Origin of the sequence: Streptomyces sp. NPDC001903 (assembly GCF_042891345.1) — a bacterium.
Taxonomy (GTDB): Bacteria; Actinomycetota; Actinomycetes; order Streptomycetales; family Streptomycetaceae; genus Streptomyces.
Genome location: NZ_JBIASZ010000028.1, coordinates 1 through 21310, shown reverse-complemented (window position 1 = coordinate 21310; position 21310 = coordinate 1). Strand labels below are relative to the sequence as shown.

The following is a 21310-nucleotide window of genomic DNA, read 5'->3' as shown; positions in this document are numbered from 1 at the left end:
ACGCCGGTCATCTGCAACGAGACAAGGGACGTGGGTTGCTCAAGTCTGCCCGCAAGCAGGAGAAGCAGGACAAGAAGGCCAAGGACGCCGAAGGGCGGATGCCTCTTGTCGAGCACCTGCGTGAGCTGAGAAACCGCCTGTTGAAGTCGGTCCTGGCGATCCTGGTGATCACCGTCGTGGCGGCCTTCTACTACAAGAACCTGATCGACTTCATGCTGAAGCCGATGCTGGACTCCGTCGGCTGCACCAACGGGGTGGTCTCACAGCGCAACGGCCGGCCCTGCGCCGACATGACCGTGAACGGCCTCATCGCCCCGTTCTCGATCGCCCTCAAGGTCTCGCTCACCGCCGGTGTCGTGCTCTCGGCGCCGGTCTGGCTCTACCAGCTCTGGGCCTTCGTCGCCCCGGGCCTGCACAACCACGAGAAGCGCTACGCGGTCGGCTTCGTGGCCGTCGGCGCTCCGCTGTTCGCCGCCGGCGGGGTGCTCGCCTACAAGCTGCTGCCGCAGACCGCGACGATCCTCCTCGAGTTCACCCCCGACAACGCGCGCAACCTGCTCCCGGTCGACGACTACCTCGACCTGGTCACGCGCATGGTCATCGTCTTCGGTCTCGCCTTCGAGCTGCCGCTGCTGCTGATCCTCCTCAACTTCACCGGGGTCCTCACCGCGAAGCGGCTGGCGAGCTGGTGGCGGGCCATGGTGCTGGGCATCACGATCTTCGCCGCGTTCGCCACGCCCACCGGTGACCCGCTGACCATGATCTCGCTGGCCGCGCCGATCGTCGCCCTCTACTTCATCGCCCTCGGGATCTGCCTGGTCAACGACCGCAGGCGGCGCCGCGGCAACCCCGACGCGCTGCTCGACGACGACGAGGCGTCCGAGCTGGACCTCACGCCCGCGCCGATCGGTGAGATGGACCCCGTCCAGGCCGCGACCGCGCTGCCCGAGCAGGCCGACGGCGGCCGCAGGCAGATCAACGGTTACGACGACGCGACCTGACAGGTACATTCCGGGGGTGAGCGCTGAGATCACCCTCTTCGTCAATCCCACCGCGGGACGCGGCCGGGGCGCGCACGCCGCGCAGCCGGCCGCTTCCGCGCTCCGGGCCGCCGGGTTCTCCGTACGGACGGTCCTCGGCGCCGACGCCGAGGACGCGCTGGCCCGGCTGCGCACCGCCGTCCGGGAGGGCACGGGAGCGGTGATCGCCGTCGGCGGCGACGGCGTGGTCTCGCTGGCCCTGCAGGCGCTGGCCGGGACGCTGGTACCGCTCGGGGTGGTCGCCGTGGGCACCGGGAACGACTTCGCGCGGGCCATGGGGCTGCCCGTGGGGGAGCCGGCGCAGGCGGGGCGGCTGGCCGCCGGGGCGCTCAAGGAGGGCCGGATCCGCGAGATCGACCTCGGGCGGGTGTCCGGTGCCGGCGGGGCCGGGACCGGCGGCGGGACCTGGTACGGCACCGTGCTGTGCTCCGGCTTCGACTCGCGGGTCAACGACCGCGGCAACCGGATGCGGCTCCCGGCCGGCCGGTTCAAGTACGACCTGGCGATCCTCGCGGAGCTGGCCGCCTTCCGGCCGTTCCCGTACCGGATCACCCTCGACGACGGCCCCGTGATCGAGACCGAGGCCGCGCTGGTGGCCGTGGGCAACGGGTCCTCCTACGGCGGCGGCATGCGCATCTGCGCGGACGCCGTCCCGGACGACGGGCTCTTCGACGTCACCGTGGTCGGGGACTGCAGCCGGGCCACCCTCCTCCGGGTCTTTCCGCAGGTCTACAAGGGGACGCACCTCAGCCACCCGAAGGTGACCGTCCACCGGGCCGCGAAGATCACACTGGAGGCCGCCGGGATCACCGCGTACGCGGACGGCGAGCCGCTGGGGGCGCTGCCGGTGACCGCCGATTGCGTGCCGGGGGCCCTGAGGCTGCTGTCGTAGCGCGGCCGCGGCGAAGCCCGGGCGGTCCGTATAAATGATCGCGACTGTTGTCAGGGGCGGCGGGTAGGCTCGACAGCAAGATGACCGAAGAACTCTCACCCGCCGAGCGGTACGCCGCTGCCCGGATCCGCGCCGCCGAAGAGGCCTCCGCCCTGGCCCCCTTCCGCGAGATGTACGAATTCGACCTGGACGCGTACCAGGTCGAAGCCTGCAAGGCACTGGAGGCCGGCAAGGGCGTCCTCGTCGCCGCCCCGACCGGCTCGGGCAAGACGATCGTCGGCGAGTTCGCCGTGCACCTCGCCCTCGGCCAGGGCCGCAAGTGCTTCTACACGACGCCCATCAAGGCCCTGTCGAACCAGAAGTACGCCGACCTCGTCAAGCGCTACGGCGCCGACAAGGTCGGCCTGCTGACCGGTGACAACAGCGTCAACTCCGAGGCGCCCGTGGTCGTGATGACCACCGAGGTGCTCCGCAACATGCTCTACGCGGGCTCGCAGTCGCTGCGCGGCCTCGGCTACGTCGTGATGGACGAGGTGCACTACCTCTCCGACCGGTTCCGCGGAGCCGTCTGGGAGGAAGTGATCATCCACCTCCCCGAGTCGGTCACGCTGGTGTCCCTGTCGGCCACCGTGTCCAACGCCGAGGAGTTCGGCGACTGGCTGGACACCGTGCGCGGCGACACCGAGGTGATCGTCTCCGAGGAGCGGCCCGTCCCGCTGTGGCAGCACGTCATGGCCGGCCGCAAGATCTACGACCTCTTCGAGGAGGAGTCCGACCACGGGGGCCGCGGCTCCGCGCGCCGCGAGGTCAACCCCGACCTGCTGCGCATGGCGCGCGAGGAGAACACCCGTACGTACAGTCCGAAGGACCGGCGGCGCGGCAAGATGGTCCGCGAGGCCGACCGCGAGCGCGAGCGGCGCTCCCGAGGCCGGATCTGGACCCCGAGCCGCCCCGAGGTCATCGCCCGCCTCGACGGCGACGGGCTGCTGCCCGCCATCAACTTCATCTTCAGCCGGGCCGGCTGCGAGGCCGCCGTCCAGCAGTGCCTCTTCGCCGGCCTGAGGCTCAACGACGACACCGCCCGCCTGAGGGTGCGTGAGATCGTCGAGGAGCGGACCGCCTCCATCCCCGCCGAGGACCTGCACGTCCTCGGGTACTACGAGTGGCTCGAAGGCCTGGAGCGGGGCATCGCCGCGCACCACGCCGGCATGCTGCCCACCTTCAAGGAGGTCGTGGAGGAGCTGTTCGTCCGCGGCCTGGTCAAGGCCGTCTTCGCCACCGAGACCCTGGCGCTGGGCATCAACATGCCCGCGCGCACGGTGATCCTGGAGAAGCTGGTCAAGTGGAACGGCGAGCAGCACGCGGACATCACCCCCGGCGAGTACACGCAGCTCACCGGCCGGGCCGGGCGCCGCGGCATCGACGTCGAGGGCCACGCCGTGGTGCTGTGGCAGCGGGGCATGGACCCGGCGGGACTCGCCGGGCTCGCCGGCACCCGTACGTATCCGTTGCGCTCCAGCTTCAAGCCCTCCTACAACATGGCCGTGAACCTGGTCAGCCAGTTCGGGCGGCACCGCTCGCGCGAGCTCCTGGAGACCTCGTTCGCGCAGTTCCAGGCCGACCGCTCGGTCGTCGGGATCTCCCGGCAGGTGCAGCGCAACGAGGAGGGCCTGGACGGCTACCGGGAGGGCATGACCTGCCACCTCGGGAACTTCGAGGAGTACGCGCAGCTGCGCCGCGACCTGAAGGACCGCGAGACGGACCTGGCCAAGCAAGGCGCGGCTCAGCGCCGGGTGCAGGCGGCCAGTTCGCTGGAGAAGCTCAAGCCGGGCGACATCATCCACGTGCCGACCGGCAAGTTCGCCGGGCTCGCGCTGGTCCTGGACCCGGGGGTGCCGGCCGGGCGGGTCAACGGGCACCGCGGGTACGAGTACGCCGAGGGCCCGCGGCCGCTGGTGCTGACCGCGGAGCGGCAGGTCAAGCGGCTCGCCGCGATCGACTTCCCGGTCCCGGTCGAGGCCATCGAGCGGATGCGGATCCCCAAGACCTTCAACGCGCGCTCGCCGCAGTCCCGTCGTGACCTGGCCTCCCAACTGCGGGCCAAGGCCGGGCACATCGCGCCGGAGCGGCGCGGGCGCGGCCGGGCCGCGGCCGCCGACGACCGCGAGATCGCGCGGCTGCGCGCGGCGCTGCGGGCGCACCCCTGCCACGGCTGCGACGAGCGCGAGGACCACGCCCGCTGGGCGGAGCGCTACCACCGGCTCAAGCGGGACACCCAGCAGCTGGAGCGGCGCATCGAGGGCCGGACGAACACGATCGCCCGCACCTTCGACCGGATCCACGCGCTGCTCACCGAGCTGGACTACCTGCGCGAGGACGAGGTCACCGTGCACGGCAAGCGGCTGGCCCGGCTGTACGGGGAGCTCGACCTGCTGGCGTCGGAGTGCCTGCGCGAAGGCGTCTGGGAGGGGCTGTCCCCGGCGGAACTGGCCGCCTGCGTCTCGGCGCTGGTCTTCGAGGCGCGGCAGTCCGACGACGCGGTGGCACCGAAGGTGCCGGGCGGCGCGGCCAAGGCGGCGCTCGGCGAGATGGTCCGGATCTGGGGCCGGCTCGACGCGCTGGAGGAGGAGCACCGCATCAACCAGGCGGAGGGCGTGGGCCAGCGCGAGCCGGACCTCGGCTTCGCGTGGGCGGCGTACCAGTGGGCCTCCGACAAGAGCCTGGACGAGGTGCTGCGGGAGGCGGAGATGCCGGCCGGCGACTTCGTGCGCTGGTGCAAGCAGGTCATCGACGTGCTGGGGCAGATCGCGGCCGCGGCTCCCTCGGCCTCCGGCGACAGCGGGAGCACCGTGGCCCGCAACGCCCGCAAGGCCGTGGACGCGCTGCTGCGCGGCGTGGTGGCCTACAGCTCGGTCGGCTAGGGGCCCTCGGGACCTCGCCATCCGGCGAGGTCCTCCCAGGCCGCGAGGGTCAGGCCGCTCTCGAAGCGGTGCGGGGTACCGGTGACCGGGTCGGTGAACGACACCGTACGGGCCAGGAGTTGGAGCGGTCTGCGGTAGTCGTCCGGGGCCGGGTCGGTGACCTCCGGGTACACCGGGTCGCCGAGGATCGGCAGGCCGAGGCCGTTCATGTGCACCCGCAGCTGGTGGGTGCGCCCGGTGTGCGGGGTCAGCCGGTAGCGGCCCAGTTCCCCCTTGGTGTCGAGGAGTTCGACCAGGCTCTCGGCGTTCGGGGGTGCGCCCGGGACCTCGGTGGCCGCCATGACCCCGCGGGTCTTCTCGATGTGGCTGCGGACGGTGCGCGGGAGCGTGAGCGCCGGGTCGTGGCGCGCCAGCGCCTCGTACCGCTTGAGGACCCGGCGCTCCTGGAACAGCAGCTGGTACGCGCCGCGGTCCTCGGGGCGGATGCTGAACATCACCAGTCCGGCGGTCAGCCGGTCCAGCCGGTGCGCCGGGCTGAGCTCGGGCAGGCCGAGCTCGGTGCGCAGCCGCGCCAGGGCGGTCTGCGTGACGTGGCTGCCGCGCGGGGTGGTCGCCAGGAAGTGCGGCTTGTCCACGACCAGCAGGTGCCCGTCCCGGTGGACGACGCGGATCGGGAACGGCACCACCGGCTCCGGCTCCATGTCCCGGTGGAACCAGAGGTAGGCGCCCGGCTCGTACGGGTCCCGCTGACTCAGGACCCGCCCGCCCGGGCCGAGGACCCGCCCCGCGCGCAGCAGGTGCGCGATGGACTCGGCGCCGCGGGTGCCGGCGTACCGCTCGGCGAGGTAGCCGCCGAGGTCGGGCCAGCGCCCGTCGGGATCGGCGGGCAGCCGCAGCCGGACCGGGTCGATGCCGGCGACCTGGGGGAGGGGCGAGGGGGGTGCCTGGGCTCTGCGTCTCATCGGGTCCAGGCTATGCCGCTACTGCTTGGTGAAGGTGCCCAGGTGGGTGGCGTCCAGGTACTCGATGCGGACGGTGCCGTCCTTGAAGACCACTCCGGTGCGGCCGACGGCGTTCTCGCCGGTGGTCACGTAGCTGAAGGTGTCGCCGTCGTAGTGGGTGAGGGGGAAGCGCATCGGCTTCGGGCCGAGGGCGAGCGTGAGACCGCCGCCGGCTTTCGCCGTCACGGTCAGTTTCCCGTAGTACGGGCTGACGTAGGTCCCGGTGTACGCGCTGTCGGCGCGGGCCGGCTTCGCACCCGCGGGCGGGTGCGCGTAGTCGGTGGCGGAGGGGCCGGGGCCGAGCTGCTGGGCGTAGAGCTCGGCGAAGAGGGGGAGCCAGTCGGTGGTCGGGCCGCCGTGCTCGGCGGTGTCGAAGAAGTCCATCGCGATGGCGTCGGCGACGCCGACCGGGGCGCCGTTGGTGAGGACGACGATGCCGAGCTTCTCCAGCGGGAGCATCGTGACGTTGGTGTTGGCGCCGAGTTCGAAGGCGCCGCTGTGGCTCAGGCGCAGCCGTCCGGCGTCGTCGTACGAGACGTTCCAGCCGAGCCCGTAGAAGCCGGTGTGGTCCAGGGGCGGGGTCGGGGGCTGCGACAGGATGTGCGGCAGGTGTGTGGCGGCGAGGGTGTCGGCGGGGATGATCCGCTTCCCGTCGAGGGTGCCGCCGGCGAGCTGGAGGCGCAGCCAGCGGGCCATGTCGGTGGCGGTGGAGCTCACGCCGCCGGCCGGTGCCTGGGCGTCGGGGTCGCGCACGTAGCGCGGGGACCAGGTCCCGTCCGGGTTCTTGACGTGGGTGGCCGCGTGGTCGGGGGCGTTCGCGAAGGACGAGAACTCGGTGCTGGTGTGCGTCATCCCGGCGGGCTTGAACAGGACGTCCTGGTTGAGCTTCTCCCAGGTGGTGCCCTTCTGCCGGGCGACGGCCTCGGCGGCCGCCGTGAGGCCGAAGTTGGTGTAGTTGTAGCTCGCGCGGAAGGGGGAGAGGGGTTCCAGGCGCAGGTGGTCGAGGATGTACGCCTGGTCGTAGCCGAGGTCTTCGAGGAGGTCCCCGGCGTGGTCGGGGAGGCCGCTGCGGTGGGAGAAGAGGTCGGCGGTGGTGACGTGGCCGGTGACCCAGGGGTCTTTCAGCGCGAAGCCGGGGAGTTCGGTGCGGTCGTTCCAGTCGGCGGCGTCCTTGAGGGTCCCGGCCACCACCGTGGAGGAGACCGGCTTGGAGAGGGAGGCGATCTGGAAGACGGTGTCGGGGCCGATGGCGCCGGGCGCGTCGGTGCGCCGGACGCCGAAGCCCTTGAGGTAGGCGACCTTGTCGTCGTGGACGACGGCCACGGCGATCCCGGGGACCCCGGTGGTGCGCATGGCGTCGGTGACGAACCCGGGCAGGCGCCGCAGCGCGGCGTCCACTTCCGCGTCGGTGATCTGTGGCTTCGGCGCGGGTGGCGGGCTGGGCGCGGCGGCGGCGCCGGCCGCTGCCGTCACCGCGAGGGCGGTGGCGGCTCCGGCTGCGCCGATCATGCGGAGCGTACGCATGCGGACATTGTCACGCCGAACGGGTGACCCCGCCGCTCGGAGCGGCGGGAGCGCACGCCGCGCGGGCGGGGACCGCGCCGGGAGCGGCCCGCGGTGCGGTCAGGCCGCGGATTCCTGTTCGGCCAGGACCCGCTCGTTCCAGTCGCGCTTGATAGCCCGCCAGCCCTCGTCGGTCTCGCCCAGGCGCCAGTAGCCGGAGATCGACAGGCGCTCCTTGGGGACGCCCCGCTCCAGGCGCAGGTGGCTGCGGAGGTCCTTCACGAAGCCCGCCTCGCCGTGGACGAAGGCGTGGACGTCGCGGGAGGGGAACTCCAGGGCCCTGACCGCCTCGACGAGCGCCTGGCCGACCGGGCCGGAGCCGCGGTGCAGCCAGACGGGGACGACGCCGTCCGGGGTGGCGACCTTCTGCTCGTCCTCCGGGCCCTCGACCTCCACGAACGCGTGCACCCGCGCGCCCGCCGGCATCCGCTCCATCGCGGCCGCGATCGCGGGCAGCGCGCTCTCGTCGCCCACCAGGAGGTGCCAGTCGGCCGCCGGGTCCGGCGCGTACGCGCCGCCGGGGCCGAGGAAGCGGACCAGCTCACCCGGCTGGACGCGGGCGGCCCAGGGGCCGGCCAGCCCCTCGTCGCCGTGGACGACGAAGTCGAGCGTCAGCTCCAGGTGCGCCGGGTCCCACGCGCGGACCGTGTACGCCCGCTGGCGCGGCCAGGCGTCCCGCGCGTACTCGGCGCGGATCCGGTCCAGGTCCCACGGCGAGGGGTACGTGACGCCTTCGGGGGCGAACAGGAGCTTGATGTAATGGTCCGTGAACTCGCCCGCACTGAATCGGACCAGTCCGGCACCGCCCAGCACCACGCGCACCATGTGCGGCGTCAGCCGCTCTGTGCGCACGACGACTGCGGTGCCGATCTTGCGGGCGCGTCCTTCTGCCACGGCGTCTCCCCTTGCTCCCCTGAAACTTAGGATTACCTAAGTTAGCACCTCAAGGGCGCAGCGCGCTGCTCAGACGCGACACCGCTCCGCCCAGACCCCACCGGCGCGCCAGCGCGTCGACGAGTTCCGGCTGCGCGGGCACCGCGGGCAGGGCCGGGTCGAACTCCGGAAGAGGGACGTCCGAGGCCACCCGGACCACCTTCGGAGCCACCGCCAGATACGGCCGGGATTCGTCCAGCCGCCTGCGCTGCGTGGGCGTCAGCTTCGACTTCGGGTCGTCGATCGCCGCGATGATCCCGGCCAGCGAGCCATATGCGTCCAGCAGCTTCGCCGCCGTCTTCTCGCCGATCCCCGGGACCCCCGGCAGCCCGTCGCTCGGGTCCCCGCGCAGCAGCGCCAGGTCCGCGTAGCCCGCGCCGTCCACCCCGTACTTCTCGCGCAGCCAGGCCTCGTCGGTCATCTGGAGCGTGCCGACCCCCTTCAGCGGGTACAGCACGCGCCGCTGCCGGGCGTCGTCGACCAGCTGGTAGAGGTCCCGGTCGCCGGTGACGATGTCCACCGGGCCCGTGGCGCGCGCCGTGAGCGTGCCGATCACGTCGTCGGCCTCGTACCCCGCGACGCCCACCCGGGCGATCCCGAACGCGTCCAGCGCCGCCTCGATGATCGGGACCTGCGGGGACAGGGTGTCGGGGGTCTCCTCCACGTCCGGACCGCTCTCGGTCTCCTCGGCGACCCGGTGCGCCTTGTACGAGGGGATCAGCTCCACCCGCCAGGCCGGGCGCCAGTCGGCGTCCATGCACGCCACCAGGTCGTCGGGGCGGTGGTCCTGCACGAGGCGCCCGATGAAGTCGAGCAGCCCGCGCACCGCGTTGACCGGGGTGCCGTCCGGGGCCTTCACGGAGTCCGGCACGCCGAAGTACGCGCGGAAGTAGAGGGAGGCGGTGTCCAGCAGCATCAGGCGTCGAGTCGTCGTCACGGTGACGATGATGCCGCACCCCGCCCACGGCCGAGGGTTACGCCCGGGGGCACGGAAAGTGGCCGCAAGAGCGCTCGAAAATGGCACGGGAGTTTCACCCGGGGCGTACCCTCGTCGGCTCTTGCACGCGAAACCGGGGGCGGTTGCTGCGTAAGGTGCTTACAGCACACCGATGTGAGACGGACGCCGACGTACGCCGACGGACCAGACAAGGGGAGGGCAGCCCCGCCATGGACGACAGGGACGGCTCGGACGACAAGGAACGGGACAAGGACGCCAAGGAACCGCTCCGGGTGGGCGTGGCCGTGCGCAAGCGGCGCCGGGCACTGCACCTCACCCTCGCCGCCGTATCGGCGCGCAGCGGCCTGTCGGTGCCCTTCCTCAGCCAGATAGAGAACGAGCGGGCCCGGCCCAGCATGCGCTCCCTGGAACGGGTCGCGGACGCGCTGGAGACCACGGCCGTCGAGCTGCTGGCCGCCTCCGACACCGCGCGCACGGTCGACCTCGTACGGGCCGGGGACGACTCCGGGCTCACGCCGATGCCGGGCGTGCGACCCCTGGTACGCGGACACCACCAGCTGCACGCGCTGGAGTTCAGCGGGGACCAGGACGCGGGCCGCGAGTACCAGCACCGCAACGACGAGCTGATGTACGTGGTCTCGGGCGCCTGCCAGGTGGAGGCCGAGGGGCGGGCGTACCGGCTGGAGAGCGGGGACGCGCTGTTCCTGTCCGGAGGCGTACGGCACCGCTGGCGGGCCGTCTCCGAGGACACCCGGCTCCTGGTGGTGGCGGTCGGCGAGCACATCCACGCGACCTCCGAGCCGCCCTCCCCCGGGCAGTGAGCGGCGCCCGCGCGCGGGTCGTCTCGCTCGTGCCCTCGCTGACCGAGGCGGTGGCGGTCAGCGCCCCCGGGCTGCTCGTCGGGGTGACCGACTGGTGCACGCACCCCGCGGACCTCGACGGGCGGGGCGCGGTGCGCATCGGGGGTACGAAGAACCCCGACGTGGAGCGGATCGCGGCGCTGCGCCCGGACCTGGTGATCGCCAACGAGGAGGAGAACCGGGCCCCGGACCTGGCGGCGCTGCGCGCGGCCGGGGTGGAGGTCCTGGTCACCGAGGTACGGGAGCTGCCGCAGGCGCTGACCGAGCTGGACCGGGTGCTGGTCGGCGCCCTGGGGCTGACGCGGCCGCGGTGGCTGGACGAGGCCGAGGCCGCCTGGGCCGGGGTGGAGCCGGCCGGTGCGCTGCGGGCCTTCGTGCCGATCTGGCGGCGGCCCTGGATGGTGCTCGGCAGGGACACCTTCGCGGGTGACCTGCTCGCCCGGCTGGGCGTGCACAACATCTACGCCGGCCACGCCGAGCGCTATCCGCGGGTGCCGGTGGAGGAGCTGGCCGCAGCCGGCTGCGATCTGGTGGTGCTCCCCGACGAGCCGTACCGCTTCACGCGCGAGGACGGTCCGGAAGCCTTCCCGGACCGTCCTTCCGCGCTGGTCAGCGGCCGCCACCTCACCTGGTACGGGCCCTCGCTGGCCGAGGCCCCGGCGGTACTGGCGGCGGCGCTGCGGGCCGCCGGCTAGCGGGGCAGCAGCGTCCCGGCGAACAGGCCGCGCAGGGTGTGGGCCGCGGCCAGCAGCCAGGCGGTCAGCAGGCCCAGGAACAGGGCGGTGGCGAGCCAGGCGAAGGCGGTCAGGCCGGTGTGCCGGGCCAGGCCGGCGGCGCCGGTGACGCAGGTGCCGACGGGGAAGGTCAGCGCCCACCAGGTCATCGCGAACCCCATGCCGCCCCGGGCCGCCCGCACCAGCATCGCGGCCGCGAGGGCCAGCCACAGCAGGGCGAAGCCCATCACGGGCACTCCGTAGACGACCGCGAAGGCGCCGAGCGCGCCGGCATAGGGGGCGCCGATCGCATCGGGGGCCACGTCGGCGAGCTGGTTGACGGCGGTGGTGGACTGGCCGAGGGGGCCCAGGACCAGGAACAGGGTGGGGGTCAGCAGCAGAGGCAGGGGCCCGCCCACGATGAGCCGGCCGAAGACCAGGGGCAGCATGAGCAGGGTGGCGAGCAGGCTGATGCCGAACATGGCGTAGCAGGCCAGCAGCAGCGCCTCGCGGGGCTGTCCGGCGGGCAGGTGGGGCACCAGCAGGGGGCCCAGGGCGGCGGAGACCATCGGGGCGACCAGGGGCAGCAGCCACACGGGGGTGGCCTGCGCGGCCTCGACCTTGTGCCGGACCACCATCAGGTACGGCACCACCACGGCCATGAGCAGGCCGATCGCGGTGCCGGCGGTGAAGAGCACGGCGTCGACGGCGACGGCGGCGGGTACGCCGATCAGGTCCTTGCCGACGATCAGGGTGCCGCCGCCGACGGCCAGCAGGGCCATCGCGAGACACCCGTAGAAGGGGGCCACGGCGGGGTCGAGGAGATGGGCGCGGGCCTGGTCGCGGTGGTGGAGCCAGTGGCCGGCGCGGGCGGTGAGCAGAAGGGCGAGGGCCGCCGCGGACAGCGCCCAGACGATCTGGCAGGCCACGCGCTGGCCGGGCACCTGGTAGGGGAGGGTCGCGCCGGCGTTGGCGACGATCGCCGTTCCCATGACGGAGGCGTACCAGTTGGGGCCGAGGTGGCGGAGCGACGCGAAGGCCTTGTGGGCCTCGGGGTTCCGGGAGGTGTGGGCGCGGGGTCGCGCGAGGGTGGTGGCCATGGATCCAGCCTCGTGGCGGGGCCCGGCGGACGGCAGAGACCATCTCTCTATAAGGCCATAAACTGACTTTATGGGTAACGAGGAGTGGGTTCCGCTGGCACACCGGGTACCGGACCTGGGGGCGCTGGAGCTGCTGCTCGAGGTCGCCCGGATCGGCAGCCTGAGCGGCGCGGCCAAGCGCATGGGCATCACCCAGCCCGCCGCGAGCAGCCGGATCCGGGCGATGGAGACGCGGCTGGGCGTGGCGCTGGTGGACCGTTCGCCGCGGGGTTCGACCCTGACGGCCGAGGGGGCGCTGGTCACGGACTGGGCCCGGCGGGTGGTGGAGGCGGCGGAGGCCTTCGACGCCGGCGCGCAGGCGCTGCGCGGACGGCGGGACTCCAGGCTCCGGGTGGCCGCCAGCATGACCATCGCGGAGTACCTGCTGCCGGGGTGGCTGATCGCGCTGCGCGGGCAGCGGCCGGGGACGGCCGTGTCGCTGCACGCGGGGAACTCGGCCGTGGTCGCGGAGCGGGTGCTGGCCCACGAGGCGGACCTGGGGTTCGTGGAGGGGCTCTCGGTGCCGGAGGGGCTGGACTCGGCGGTGATCGCGCAGGACCGGCTGGTGGTGGCGGTGGCTCCGGGGCACGCCTGGGCCCGGCGCTCGAAGGGGGTGGCGGCGGCGGAGCTGGCGGCCACGCCGCTGATCCTGCGCGAGTGGGGTTCGGGGACCCGGCAGGTGCTGGACGCCGCGCTGGCGCAGAGCGGGGGGCTGGCGGCTCCGCTGCTGGAGCTGGCGTCGACGACGGCGGTGAAGGCGGCGGCGCTGAGCGGGGCGGGGCCGTGCGTGCTCTCGGAGCTGGCGCTGGGGGAGGAGCTGGGGGCGCGGCGCCTCGTCGAGGTCCCGGTGACGGGGGCGGCGCTGGGGCGGGCCCTGCGGGCGGTGTGGCCGGTGGGGAACAGGCCGGCGGGCCCGGCCCGCGACCTGCTGTCACTGACCCGGGCCCGCCCCTGACGCGCCGTACCGCCGGATCCGTCAGGCCGGGACCGCGGCGGTGAGGGAGGCCGCTTCGACCAGCGCCGACATCACGCGGGTGTCCTTGTCGCGCTCCGGGTGCCACTGGACGCCCAGCACCCAGTGCGCCGGGTCGGGGAGTTCGATGGCCTCCACGGTGCCGTCGACCGCGTGCGCCGAGGCGATCAGGCCCTCGCCCAGCCGGTCGACGGCCTGGTGGTGGTAGGTCGGCACCTCCGCCTCCTCCGGGACCAGCGCCGCGTACCGGGTGCCCTCGACCGGGCGGACCGGGTGCCAGGACATGACGCCCGGGGCCACCGCGTGGCCGTCGATGTGCTGGATCAGCGTGCCGCCCAGGGCCACGTTCAGCGCCTGCATGCCCCGGCAGATGCCCAGCACCGGCAGCCCCGCCGCCAGGGCCGCCTCGATCAGGGAGAGTTCCCACTCGTCGCGCCGGGTCGCGGGAGCGCCCGTACGCGGGTCCCGGTCGGCCCCGTAGCGGACCGGGTCCACATCGGGGCCGCCCGCGACGACGAGGCCGTCCAGCCGGCTCAGCACCTCCGCCGCCGACCCGGGTTCGTCCGGCGGGAGCAGCACGGCCGCGCCGCCCGCCGCCTGGACGAGTTCGTGGTACCCGGTGGGTACGAGGGACGTCGGGACGTCCCACACCCCGTAGCGGGTGGATTCCTCCACGTAGGTCGTGATGCCGATGAGCGGCCTGGGCACGGTTGACACCTCCAGGGGATGGGGAACGGCGGTCAGTCTCGGGTGAGTTCGGCCTCGGCCTCGGCCAGCGCCGCGAACTCCTCCTCCGGCGCGGAGGCCACGAGGTGGTGCCGACTGTAGAACGCGAAGTAGGCGAGGGCGACCGCGTACACACCCAGTGCGATGAACGCCGCGTCCTTGTCCACCAGGAAGGTGGCCACCAGCGCCGACAGGGCCAGGGCGAAGGCCACCGAGGAGGTGGCGATGCCGCCGGGCGTGCGGTACGGGCGCTCCAGGCCCGGCTCCCGCCTGCGGAGCACGATGTGGGAGAGGGCCATCAGCGCGTACGAGATCGTCGCGCCGAACACCGCGATGTTGAGCATGCGCGGGCCGTTCCCGGTGGCCGCGGCGAGCGCGAAGCCGATCGCGCCGGGGATGAGCAGGCCGAGGTACGGGGCCTTGCGCTTCGAGGTGAGGGAGAGGAAGCGCGGCAGGTAGCCGGCCCGGGAGAGGGCGAAGAGCTGGCGGGAGCCGGCGTAGATGAGGGAGAAGAAGGAGGCGACGAGGCCCGCGAGGCCGGCGTAGTTGACGAAGGTCTTCAGCCAGGAGAGGCCGGGGTTGCCTTCGAGGGCGACGACCAGCGGGTTCCCGGCGTCCTTGATGGCGTCGGCGCCGCGAGCGCCGGTCGAGGCCAGGAAGGTGAGCAGGGCGAGCAGGACGAGGATGCCCATCGAGATCGACAGGGCCCGGGGCATGGAGCGCACCGGGTCCTTGGCCTCCTCGGCGGCCAGCGGTACGCCCTCGACGCCGAGGAAGAACCACATCCCGAAGGGGAAGGCGGCCCAGATGCCGAGGACGCCCAGCGGCAGCCAGGAGCTCGATCCGGCGGCGCCGGTGTCCACGGCGATGTTGTCGAGGTTCGAGGGGTCGAACTCGGTGAAGGCGCCCAGCGCGAAGACGATCAGCGCGAGGACCGCGACCGCGGTGACGACGAGGGAGAAGCGCAGGGCCTCGCCGACGCCCCACAGGTGGATGCCGATGAAGATCGCGAAGCAGGCGAGGTAGACCGGCCAGCCGGAGGTGAGGCCGAAGAGGTTCAGGGATTCGACGTAGTCGCCGATGAAGATGGAGATCGCGGCCGGGGCCAGGATGTACTCGATCAGGATCGCGGTGCCGGTGAGGAAGCCGCCCCAGGTGCCGAGCGCCCGGCGGGCGAAGCCGTAGCCGCCGCCCGCCGTGGGCAGGATCGCGGAGAGTTCCGCGAGGGAGAAGACGAGGCAGGCGTACATCGCGCCCATGAGGACGGTGGCGATGGCGAGCCCGCCGAAGCCGCCCTGGGCGAGGCCGATGTTCCAGCCGGAGAAGTCGCCGGAGACGACGTACGCGACGCCGAGGCCGGTCAGCAGCAGCCAGCCCGCGCTGCCGCGGCGCAGCGTACGACGCTCCAGATAGCCGTCGCCGCCGTCGGGGGACGTGGTGGGTTCGGGTACGGCTGCGAGCCGTGCCTCGGTGTCGTCGGCCATGTGCGCTCCTGCCTAGGGCAATGGTTGTGGGGCGTACCTTTGCCGTAGCGGAGTGGAGTGCGCAAGACCCCTGCGTTAAACAGGGGTTACGAAAACCTCTCGGGCCGCTCCCGCCGCGTCCGTCGCCGGGCCGGTTCTAGGCCAGAAATCCGCGCAGCAGGGCGGCCGTTCCGCAGCAGTGCTCGCGCATCACCTCGCGCGCCGCGTCGGCGTGGTGCTCCAGCACCGCCTCCACGAGGGCGCTGTGCTGCTGCTGGGAGTGCTCCAGGTTCCGCACCAGCAGCGGGATGCAGTCCAGCAGGTCGTTCACGGTGGCCCGGACGGCGGCGTACTGGGCGGTGAGGGTGGCCGACCCGGCGAGCTCGCACAGGGTGAGGTGGAAGAGCGTGTCCTGGCGGCGGTAGTCGGCCAGCGGCGCGTCATGGGTGGCCGCCAGCGCGGCGAGCAGCCGCTCGGAGCCCTCTTCGGTCAGCCCCTGGGAGGCGCACAGTCCGGCCGCGCCCACCTCCAGGACCTCGCGGAAGCGCAGCACGTCCTCGATGTCCACGCCCACCACGCGCCGGCGCAGCTCGTCCTCGGTGCCGCCGACGGGGGTGTCGGGGCGGGGGAGCACGAACGTTCCGCCGTACCGCCCGCGCCGGGCCTCCACCAGGCCCTGGTCCTGGAGCACCTTCAGCACCTCGCGCAGGGTGACCCGGCTGATCCCCATCCGCTCCGCCAGCTCCCGCTCGGGCGGCAGCCGTTCGCCGCCCGGCACCAGTCCCAGCCGGACCACCTGGAGGATCTGCTCCAGGGCCTCCTCGAAACCGTTGCCCGCCCGCACCTGCCGCAGTACCGGATTCAGCCGCGCGATCGCGCCGCCTTCACCCGCCGTGTCGGTCATCTCGGCTCCTCCCCTTCCCAAGCAATGGTTCTATTCAATACCTTAGGCGTTCTCGGCTCACCGAAGGAGAGATTCCAGTGGTAGACCGCAAGCCGCCGCTCGCGCCCGAGGAGCTTCGCGCTCTCGTGGCGAGCGGCGAGATCGACACCGTGGTCCTGGCCTTCCCCGACATGCAGGGGCGGCTCCAGGGCAAGCGGTTCGCCGCACAGTTCTTCCTCGACGAGGTCCTCGCCCACGGCACCGAGGGCTGCAACTACCTCCTCGCCGTCGACACGGACATGAACACCGTCGACGGATACGAGATGTCCTCCTGGGACCGGGGCTACGGCGACTTCGCCATGCACCCCGACCTCGCGACCCTGCGCCGGATCCCCTGGAACCCGGGCAGCGCCTTCCTCCTGGCCGACCTCGCCTGGAACGACGGCTCGCCCGTGGTCGCCGCGCCCCGGCAGATCCTGCGCCGCCAGCTGGAGCGCCTCGCCGGGCACGGGTACACGGCCATGGTCGGCACCGAGCTGGAGTTCATGGTCTTCCAGGACACCTACGAGCAGGCCTGGAACTCGGGCTACCGCGGGCTGACCCCCGCCAACCAGTACAACATCGACTACTCCGTCCTCGGGACCGGCCGCATCGAGCCCCTGCTGCGCCGGATCCGCAACGAGATGCAGGCCGCGGGCCTGACCGTCGAGTCCGCGAAGGGCGAGTGCAACCTCGGCCAGCACGAGATCGCCTTCCGCTACGACGAGGCGCTGACCACCTGCGACCAGCACGCCGTCTACAAGACGGGCGCCAAGGAGATCGCCTCCCAGGAGGGCGTCTCGCTCACCTTCATGGCCAAGTTCGACGAGCGCGAGGGCAACTCCTGTCATATCCACCTCTCGCTCGCCGACACCGAAGGGCACAACGCGATGGCCGGCGACGGCCCGGGCGGAATGTCACCGGTGATGCGACACTTCCTGGCCGGCCAGCTGGCCGCACTGCGCGACTTCTCCCTTCTCTACGCCCCGAACATCAACTCGTACAAGCGTTTCCGGCCGGGTTCCTTCGCGCCGACCGCCGTCGCTTGGGGAGTGGACAACCGGACCTGTGCGCTCCGAGTCGTCGGCCACGGCCGCTCCATGCGCTTCGAGAACCGCCTCCCGGGCGGGGACGTGAACCCGTACCTGGCCGTCGCCGGCCTGGTCGCGGCAGGGCTCTACGGCGTCGAGAACCGCCTCGAACTGCCCGAGGCCTGCGCGGGCAACGCGTACACGGCCGACTTCGCGCACGTTCCCACCACCCTGCGCGAGGCCGCCGAGCTGTGGGAGAACAGCGAGATCGCCAAGGCCGCCTTCGGGCCCGAAGTGGTCGCCCACTACCGCAACATGGCCCGCGTGGAACTGGACGCCTACGACTCGGCCGTCACCGACTGGGAACTGCGCCGCTCCTTCGAACGCCTGTAGCCACCACCCGTAGCCACCCTCACCGAACGTCTGAGAGGCACCACGTGTCCGATGCGCTGGCCCCCGACCAACTGGAAGTTCTGAATCCGGCCACCGAGGAAATCGTCGCCATCGTCCCGGCCGCCACACGGGACGATGTCGACGCCGCCGTCGGGCGGGCCGCCGCGGCCCAGCGCGGCTGGGCGGCGGCCGCCCCCGCCGACCGGGCCCGGCTGCTGCGCCGCTTCGCCGCGGTCGTCGACGGGCACATCGAGGAGCTGGCCCAGCTGGAGGTCCGCGAGGCCGGGCACACCATCGGCAACGCCCGCTGGGAAGCCGGCAACGTCCGCGACCTGCTCGAATTCGCCGCCGGGGGAGTGGAGCGGCTCTCCGGCCGGCAGATCCCCGTCGCCGGCGGCATCGACGTCACCTTCCTCGAACCACTCGGCGTCATCGGCGTGATCGCCCCGTGGAACTTCCCCATGCCGATCGCGGCGTGGGGCCTGGCCCCCGCCCTGGCCGCCGGCAACGCCGTCCTCCTCAAGCCCGCCGAGACCACCCCGCTCACGGCCCTGCGCCTCGCCGAACTCGCCCTCGAAGCCGGGATCCCCGAGCACCTCTTCCAGGTGCTCCCCGGCCGCGGGACCGTGGCCGGCGACGCGCTCGTCGAGCACCCGGGCGTCGCCAAGATCGTCTTCACCGGATCCACCCCGGTCGGCAAGCAGATCATGGCCAAGTGCGCCGACCGGGTGAAGCGGGTCACCCTCGAACTCGGCGGCAAGAGCCCCAACATCGTCTTCGCCGACGCGGATCTGGAGGCGGCCGCCGCGGCCGCGCCGATGGCCTTCCTCGACAACACCGGCCAGGACTGCTGCGCCCGTACCCGGATCCTCGTCCAGCGCTCCGCCTACGACCGGTTCCTGGAGCTGCTCGCCCCCGGCATCGAGGGCGTCGTCGTCGGCGACCCCGCCGACGAGAAGACCCAGATGGGGCCGCTGATCTCCCGCGTGCAACTGGACCGCGTCCGGTCGTACGTCACCGACGACCTCACCGCGGTCCGCGGCACCGCCCCCCAGGGCCCCGGCTTCTGGTACCCGCCCACCCTCGTCACGGACGTCGCCCCCACCGCGCCCGTGGCGGCCGAGGAGGTCTTCGGCCCGGTCGCCGTCGTCCTCCCCTTCGAGGACGAGGAGGACGCCGTACGCCTGGCCAACGCGACCGAGTACGGGCTCTCCGGCTCCCTCTGGACCCGCGACATCGGCCGCGCGCTGCGCGTCTCGCGCGCCGTCGCCGCCGGCAACCTGTCCGTCAACTCCCACAGCAGCGTCCGCTACTGGACACCCTTCGGCGGCTACAAGCAGTCCGGGCTCGGCCGCGAGCTCGGACCCGACGCCCTCACCGCATTCACCGAGACCAAGAACGTCTTCATCAGCACGGAGGCCTGAGCCCATCATGACCATTTCCGACACCGAGACCGTCTGCCGCCGCCTGGTCGGCCGTACCGCCGTCATCACCGGAGCCGGCAGCGGCATCGGCCTCGCCACGGCCCGCCGCCTGGCCTCCGAGGGCGCCAACGTGGTCTGCGCCGACATCGACGAGAGCGCCGGCAAGGCCGCCGCCGAGGAGGTCGGCGGCCTGTTCGTGAAGGTCGACGTCACCAGCCCGGAGGAGGTCGAGGCCCTCTTCAAGACCGCCTTCGACACCTACGGCTCCGTCGACATCGCCTTCAACAACGCGGGCATCTCTCCCCCGGACGACGACTCGATCCTCACCACCGGCCTGGAGGCCTGGAAGCGGGTCCAGGACGTCAACCTCACCTCCGTCTACCTGTGCTGCAAGGCCGCCCTGCCGTACATGCAGCGCCAGGGCCGGGGCTCCATCATCAACACCGCCTCCTTCGTGGCCATCATGGGCGCCGCCACCTCGCAGATCTCGTACACCGCCTCCAAGGGCGGCGTGCTCGCGATGTCGCGCGAGCTCGGCGTGCAGTTCGCCCGCGAGGGCATCCGCGTCAACGCCCTGTGCCCGGGGCCGGTCAACACCCCGCTGCTGCAGGAGCTGTTCGCCAAGGACCCCGAGCGGGCGGCCCGCCGCCTCGTGCACATCCCGCTCGGCCGGTTCGCCGAGCCCACCGAGATCGCGGCCGCCGTCGCCTTCCTGGCGAGCGACGACTCCTCGTTCATCAACGCCACCGACTTCCTGGTCGACGGCGGCATCTCGGGCGCGTACGTCACCCCCCTGTAGGCCGGATCCGCCGAAGGGCCCCGCGGGCCCCGAGCGTTCACCCACAGGCCTTCCCCCCGACAGCCGGGCGTCGCACGACGCCCGGCTGTCGTGTTCTACCGTCCGAAATGATCTTCGTACGAACGTCAGGGAGTGTTCACCTCAGTGACCCCACGTAGCACCGCACACCGGCTCCAGGCCATCGGCGCCGCCGCGGCGATCGCCGCCGGCACCCTCGTCGCCACCGCGCCCGCCGCCCAGGCGGCCCACTGCACCACCCCGCGGCTCGCGGCCGGCTGGTACGGGGACAACCAGGCCCGGCTCCAGCAGCTGATCGACCAGTACGGGAAGTGCAACCCGTACCGGCCGAACCGCGCCAAGCCCGTCGCGGTCTTCGACTGGGACAACACCGTCGTCAAGAACGACGTCGGCGACGCCCAGATGTACTGGCTGCTGCGCAACGGCAAGATCCGCCAGCCCGCCGGCCGGGACTGGACCGCCACCAGCCGCCACCTCACCCCCGCCGCCGCCCGGGCCCTCGCCGACGCCTGCGGCGCCCTCGCCCGCCCCGGCGCCCCGCTGCCCACCGGCACCCCCGAGGGCGCGGGCTGCGCCGACGAGATCGCCGCCGTCTACGGCACCGCCGCGACCCGCTCCGGCGCCGCCGCCTTCGCCGGCTGGGACCACCGCACCACCGAGCCCGCGTACGCCTGGCTGCCGCAGCTGATGCAGGGCTGGACCGCCCGGGAGGTCCGCGGCTTCGCGGCCGCCGCGCGGGCCGAGAACCTGGCCGCGCCCGTCGGCGCCAAGCAGCAGGTCGGCACCGGTACCGCCACCGGCTGGGTCCGCTACTACGACCAGCAGAAGGACCTCATCGCCGGCCTGCAGAAGGCGGGCTTCGACGTCTGGATCAGCTCGGCCTCGCCGCAGCCGGTCGTCGAGGTGTGGGCCAAGGGCGTGGGCGTCGACGCGGACCACGTCATCGGCATCCGCAACACGACCGCGTCCGGCGGGAAGCTCACCGCGCACCTGCAGGGCTGCGGCTCGGTGAAGGACGGCGCAGACACGATGATCACGTACATCGACGGCAAGCGCTGCTGGATCAACAAGGAGGTCTTCGGCGTCCGCGGCGCGGCCGCCGAGAAGGTGCAGCCGGCCGCCCGCCGCCAGGTGTTCGCCGCGGGCGACTCCGACACCGACATCTCGTTCCTGCGGGACGCGACCGCGCTGCGCCTCGTCGTGAACCGGAACAAGACCGAGCTGATGTGCCGTGCCTACGACGACAGCGACGGCAAGTGGATCGTGAACCCGATGTTCATCGAGCCGAAGAAGCAGAAGACCACCCCGTACCCCTGCTCCACCACGGGCTACGTCGACCACGACGGCACGCCGGGACCCGTCCGCCGGGGCGACACCAGTGTCATCCCGGACCAGACGGACTCCGTCTTCCAGGGGGTGTCGTCGAAGTAGCTTCGTCCGCCCGTGAGGGCGGGGCCGGCGGGGTCTGGCGCGTGCGATCGCAAGGCGGAGGAGAGAGGCGACGCTCGCGTCGTCGACCGACGACAACGCCGCGAGCGCGC

General features: G+C 72.6%; 18 protein-coding genes. 10 read left to right on the top strand and 8 right to left on the bottom strand.

The features are described 5' to 3' along the window. The first annotated feature begins 35 nt into the window (after positions 1–35). The 3 genes from tatC (at position 36) to ACFYZS_RS37590 (ending at position 4853) form a co-directional block, all read left to right on the top strand. Positions 36–1001 (top strand): twin-arginine translocase subunit TatC, encoded by a 966-nt coding sequence (gene tatC / locus ACFYZS_RS37600; RefSeq protein WP_389023196.1) that lies wholly within the window; start codon positions 36–38, stop codon positions 999–1001. 16 nt (positions 1002–1017) lie between these two features. Beyond that, positions 1018–1932, top strand: coding sequence for a diacylglycerol kinase (locus ACFYZS_RS37595; protein ID WP_389023193.1), 915 nt, complete (start codon positions 1018–1020; stop codon positions 1930–1932). Between the two features lie 80 nt (positions 1933–2012). After that, complete coding sequence (locus ACFYZS_RS37590; protein ID WP_389023190.1) at positions 2013–4853, top strand: DEAD/DEAH box helicase; 2841 nt, start codon at positions 2013–2015, stop codon at positions 4851–4853. On the opposite strand, the gene ACFYZS_RS37585 is transcribed toward ACFYZS_RS37590, so the two are convergent. From ACFYZS_RS37585 to ACFYZS_RS37570, 4 genes are all read right to left on the bottom strand, one after another. Next, the gene (locus tag ACFYZS_RS37585; protein ID WP_389023186.1) at positions 4850–5815 is read right to left on the bottom strand and encodes a pseudouridine synthase; all 966 of its coding nucleotides are present in this window, start codon (positions 5813–5815) and stop codon (positions 4850–4852) included. The genes ACFYZS_RS37590 and ACFYZS_RS37585 overlap by 4 nt on opposite strands. An 18-nt stretch (positions 5816–5833) precedes the next feature. After that, positions 5834–7378 (bottom strand): serine hydrolase, encoded by a 1545-nt coding sequence (locus tag ACFYZS_RS37580; RefSeq protein WP_389023183.1) that lies wholly within the window; start codon positions 7376–7378, stop codon positions 5834–5836. A 99-nt stretch (positions 7379–7477) separates the two neighbouring features. After that, complete coding sequence (locus ACFYZS_RS37575; protein WP_389023180.1) at positions 7478–8311, bottom strand: siderophore-interacting protein; 834 nt, start codon at positions 8309–8311, stop codon at positions 7478–7480. A gap of 49 nt (positions 8312–8360) precedes the next feature. Beyond that, positions 8361–9266 carry a 5'-3' exonuclease H3TH domain-containing protein gene (locus ACFYZS_RS37570; protein ID WP_389023365.1) on the bottom strand — a complete coding sequence of 302 codons (906 nt, stop codon included), beginning with the start codon at positions 9264–9266 and terminating at the stop codon, positions 8361–8363. A 251-nt stretch (positions 9267–9517) separates the two neighbouring features. Here ACFYZS_RS37570 and ACFYZS_RS37565 point away from each other — a divergent pair, with 251 nt between their 5' ends. Together ACFYZS_RS37565 and ACFYZS_RS37560 are read left to right on the top strand one after the other, a co-directional pair. Next, positions 9518–10129, top strand: a complete 612-nt coding sequence (locus ACFYZS_RS37565) for a helix-turn-helix domain-containing protein (RefSeq protein ID WP_389023177.1) — start codon at positions 9518–9520, stop codon at positions 10127–10129. Next, positions 10126–10863 carry a helical backbone metal receptor gene (locus tag ACFYZS_RS37560; protein ID WP_389023175.1) on the top strand — a complete coding sequence of 246 codons (738 nt, stop codon included), beginning with the start codon at positions 10126–10128 and terminating at the stop codon, positions 10861–10863. The genes ACFYZS_RS37565 and ACFYZS_RS37560 overlap by 4 nt, the downstream gene beginning before the upstream one ends. On the opposite strand, the gene ACFYZS_RS37555 is transcribed toward ACFYZS_RS37560, so the two are convergent. Then, entirely contained in the window at positions 10860–11981 is a 1122-nt protein-coding gene (locus ACFYZS_RS37555) for a TDT family transporter (protein WP_389023172.1), read from the bottom strand. The two genes, ACFYZS_RS37560 and ACFYZS_RS37555, sit on opposite strands and share 4 nt — an antisense overlap. A 70-nt stretch (positions 11982–12051) precedes the next feature. Between ACFYZS_RS37555 and ACFYZS_RS37550 the strand changes: the two genes are divergently transcribed. Next, entirely contained in the window at positions 12052–12975 is a 924-nt protein-coding gene (locus tag ACFYZS_RS37550) for a LysR family transcriptional regulator (RefSeq protein WP_389023169.1), read from the top strand. A 21-nt stretch (positions 12976–12996) separates the two neighbouring features. Here the strand turns inward: ACFYZS_RS37550 and ACFYZS_RS37545 are convergent, their stop codons facing one another. The 3 genes from ACFYZS_RS37545 to ACFYZS_RS37535 all read right to left on the bottom strand — a co-directional run bounded on the left by ACFYZS_RS37545 (position 12997) and on the right by ACFYZS_RS37535 (position 16086). Further along, the gene (locus tag ACFYZS_RS37545) at positions 12997–13701 is read right to left on the bottom strand and encodes a gamma-glutamyl-gamma-aminobutyrate hydrolase family protein (protein WP_389023167.1); all 705 of its coding nucleotides are present in this window, start codon (positions 13699–13701) and stop codon (positions 12997–12999) included. A gap of 32 nt (positions 13702–13733) precedes the next feature. Continuing rightward, complete coding sequence (gene eat / locus ACFYZS_RS37540; protein WP_389023164.1) at positions 13734–15203, bottom strand: ethanolamine permease; 1470 nt, start codon at positions 15201–15203, stop codon at positions 13734–13736. A gap of 136 nt (positions 15204–15339) precedes the next feature. After that, entirely contained in the window at positions 15340–16086 is a 747-nt protein-coding gene (locus tag ACFYZS_RS37535) for a FadR/GntR family transcriptional regulator (RefSeq protein ID WP_389023161.1), read from the bottom strand. Positions 16087–16163: 77 nt separating this feature from the next. Between ACFYZS_RS37535 and ACFYZS_RS37530 the strand changes: the two genes are divergently transcribed. The 4 genes from ACFYZS_RS37530 (at position 16164) to ACFYZS_RS37515 (ending at position 21200) form a co-directional block, all read left to right on the top strand. Continuing rightward, positions 16164–17528 carry a glutamine synthetase family protein gene (locus ACFYZS_RS37530; RefSeq protein ID WP_389023158.1) on the top strand — a complete coding sequence of 455 codons (1365 nt, stop codon included), beginning with the start codon at positions 16164–16166 and terminating at the stop codon, positions 17526–17528. Between the two features lie 44 nt (positions 17529–17572). Then, positions 17573–18952, top strand: coding sequence for an aldehyde dehydrogenase family protein (locus ACFYZS_RS37525; RefSeq protein WP_389023156.1), 1380 nt, complete (start codon positions 17573–17575; stop codon positions 18950–18952). A gap of 7 nt (positions 18953–18959) precedes the next feature. Then, positions 18960–19751: a 3-oxoacyl-ACP reductase gene (locus ACFYZS_RS37520; protein WP_389023154.1), complete on the top strand. Its 792-nt coding sequence runs from the start codon at positions 18960–18962 to the stop codon at positions 19749–19751. Positions 19752–19895: 144 nt separating this feature from the next. Continuing rightward, positions 19896–21200 carry a haloacid dehalogenase-like hydrolase gene (locus tag ACFYZS_RS37515; RefSeq protein ID WP_389023151.1) on the top strand — a complete coding sequence of 435 codons (1305 nt, stop codon included), beginning with the start codon at positions 19896–19898 and terminating at the stop codon, positions 21198–21200. Positions 21201–21310: the final 110 nt, after the last annotated feature.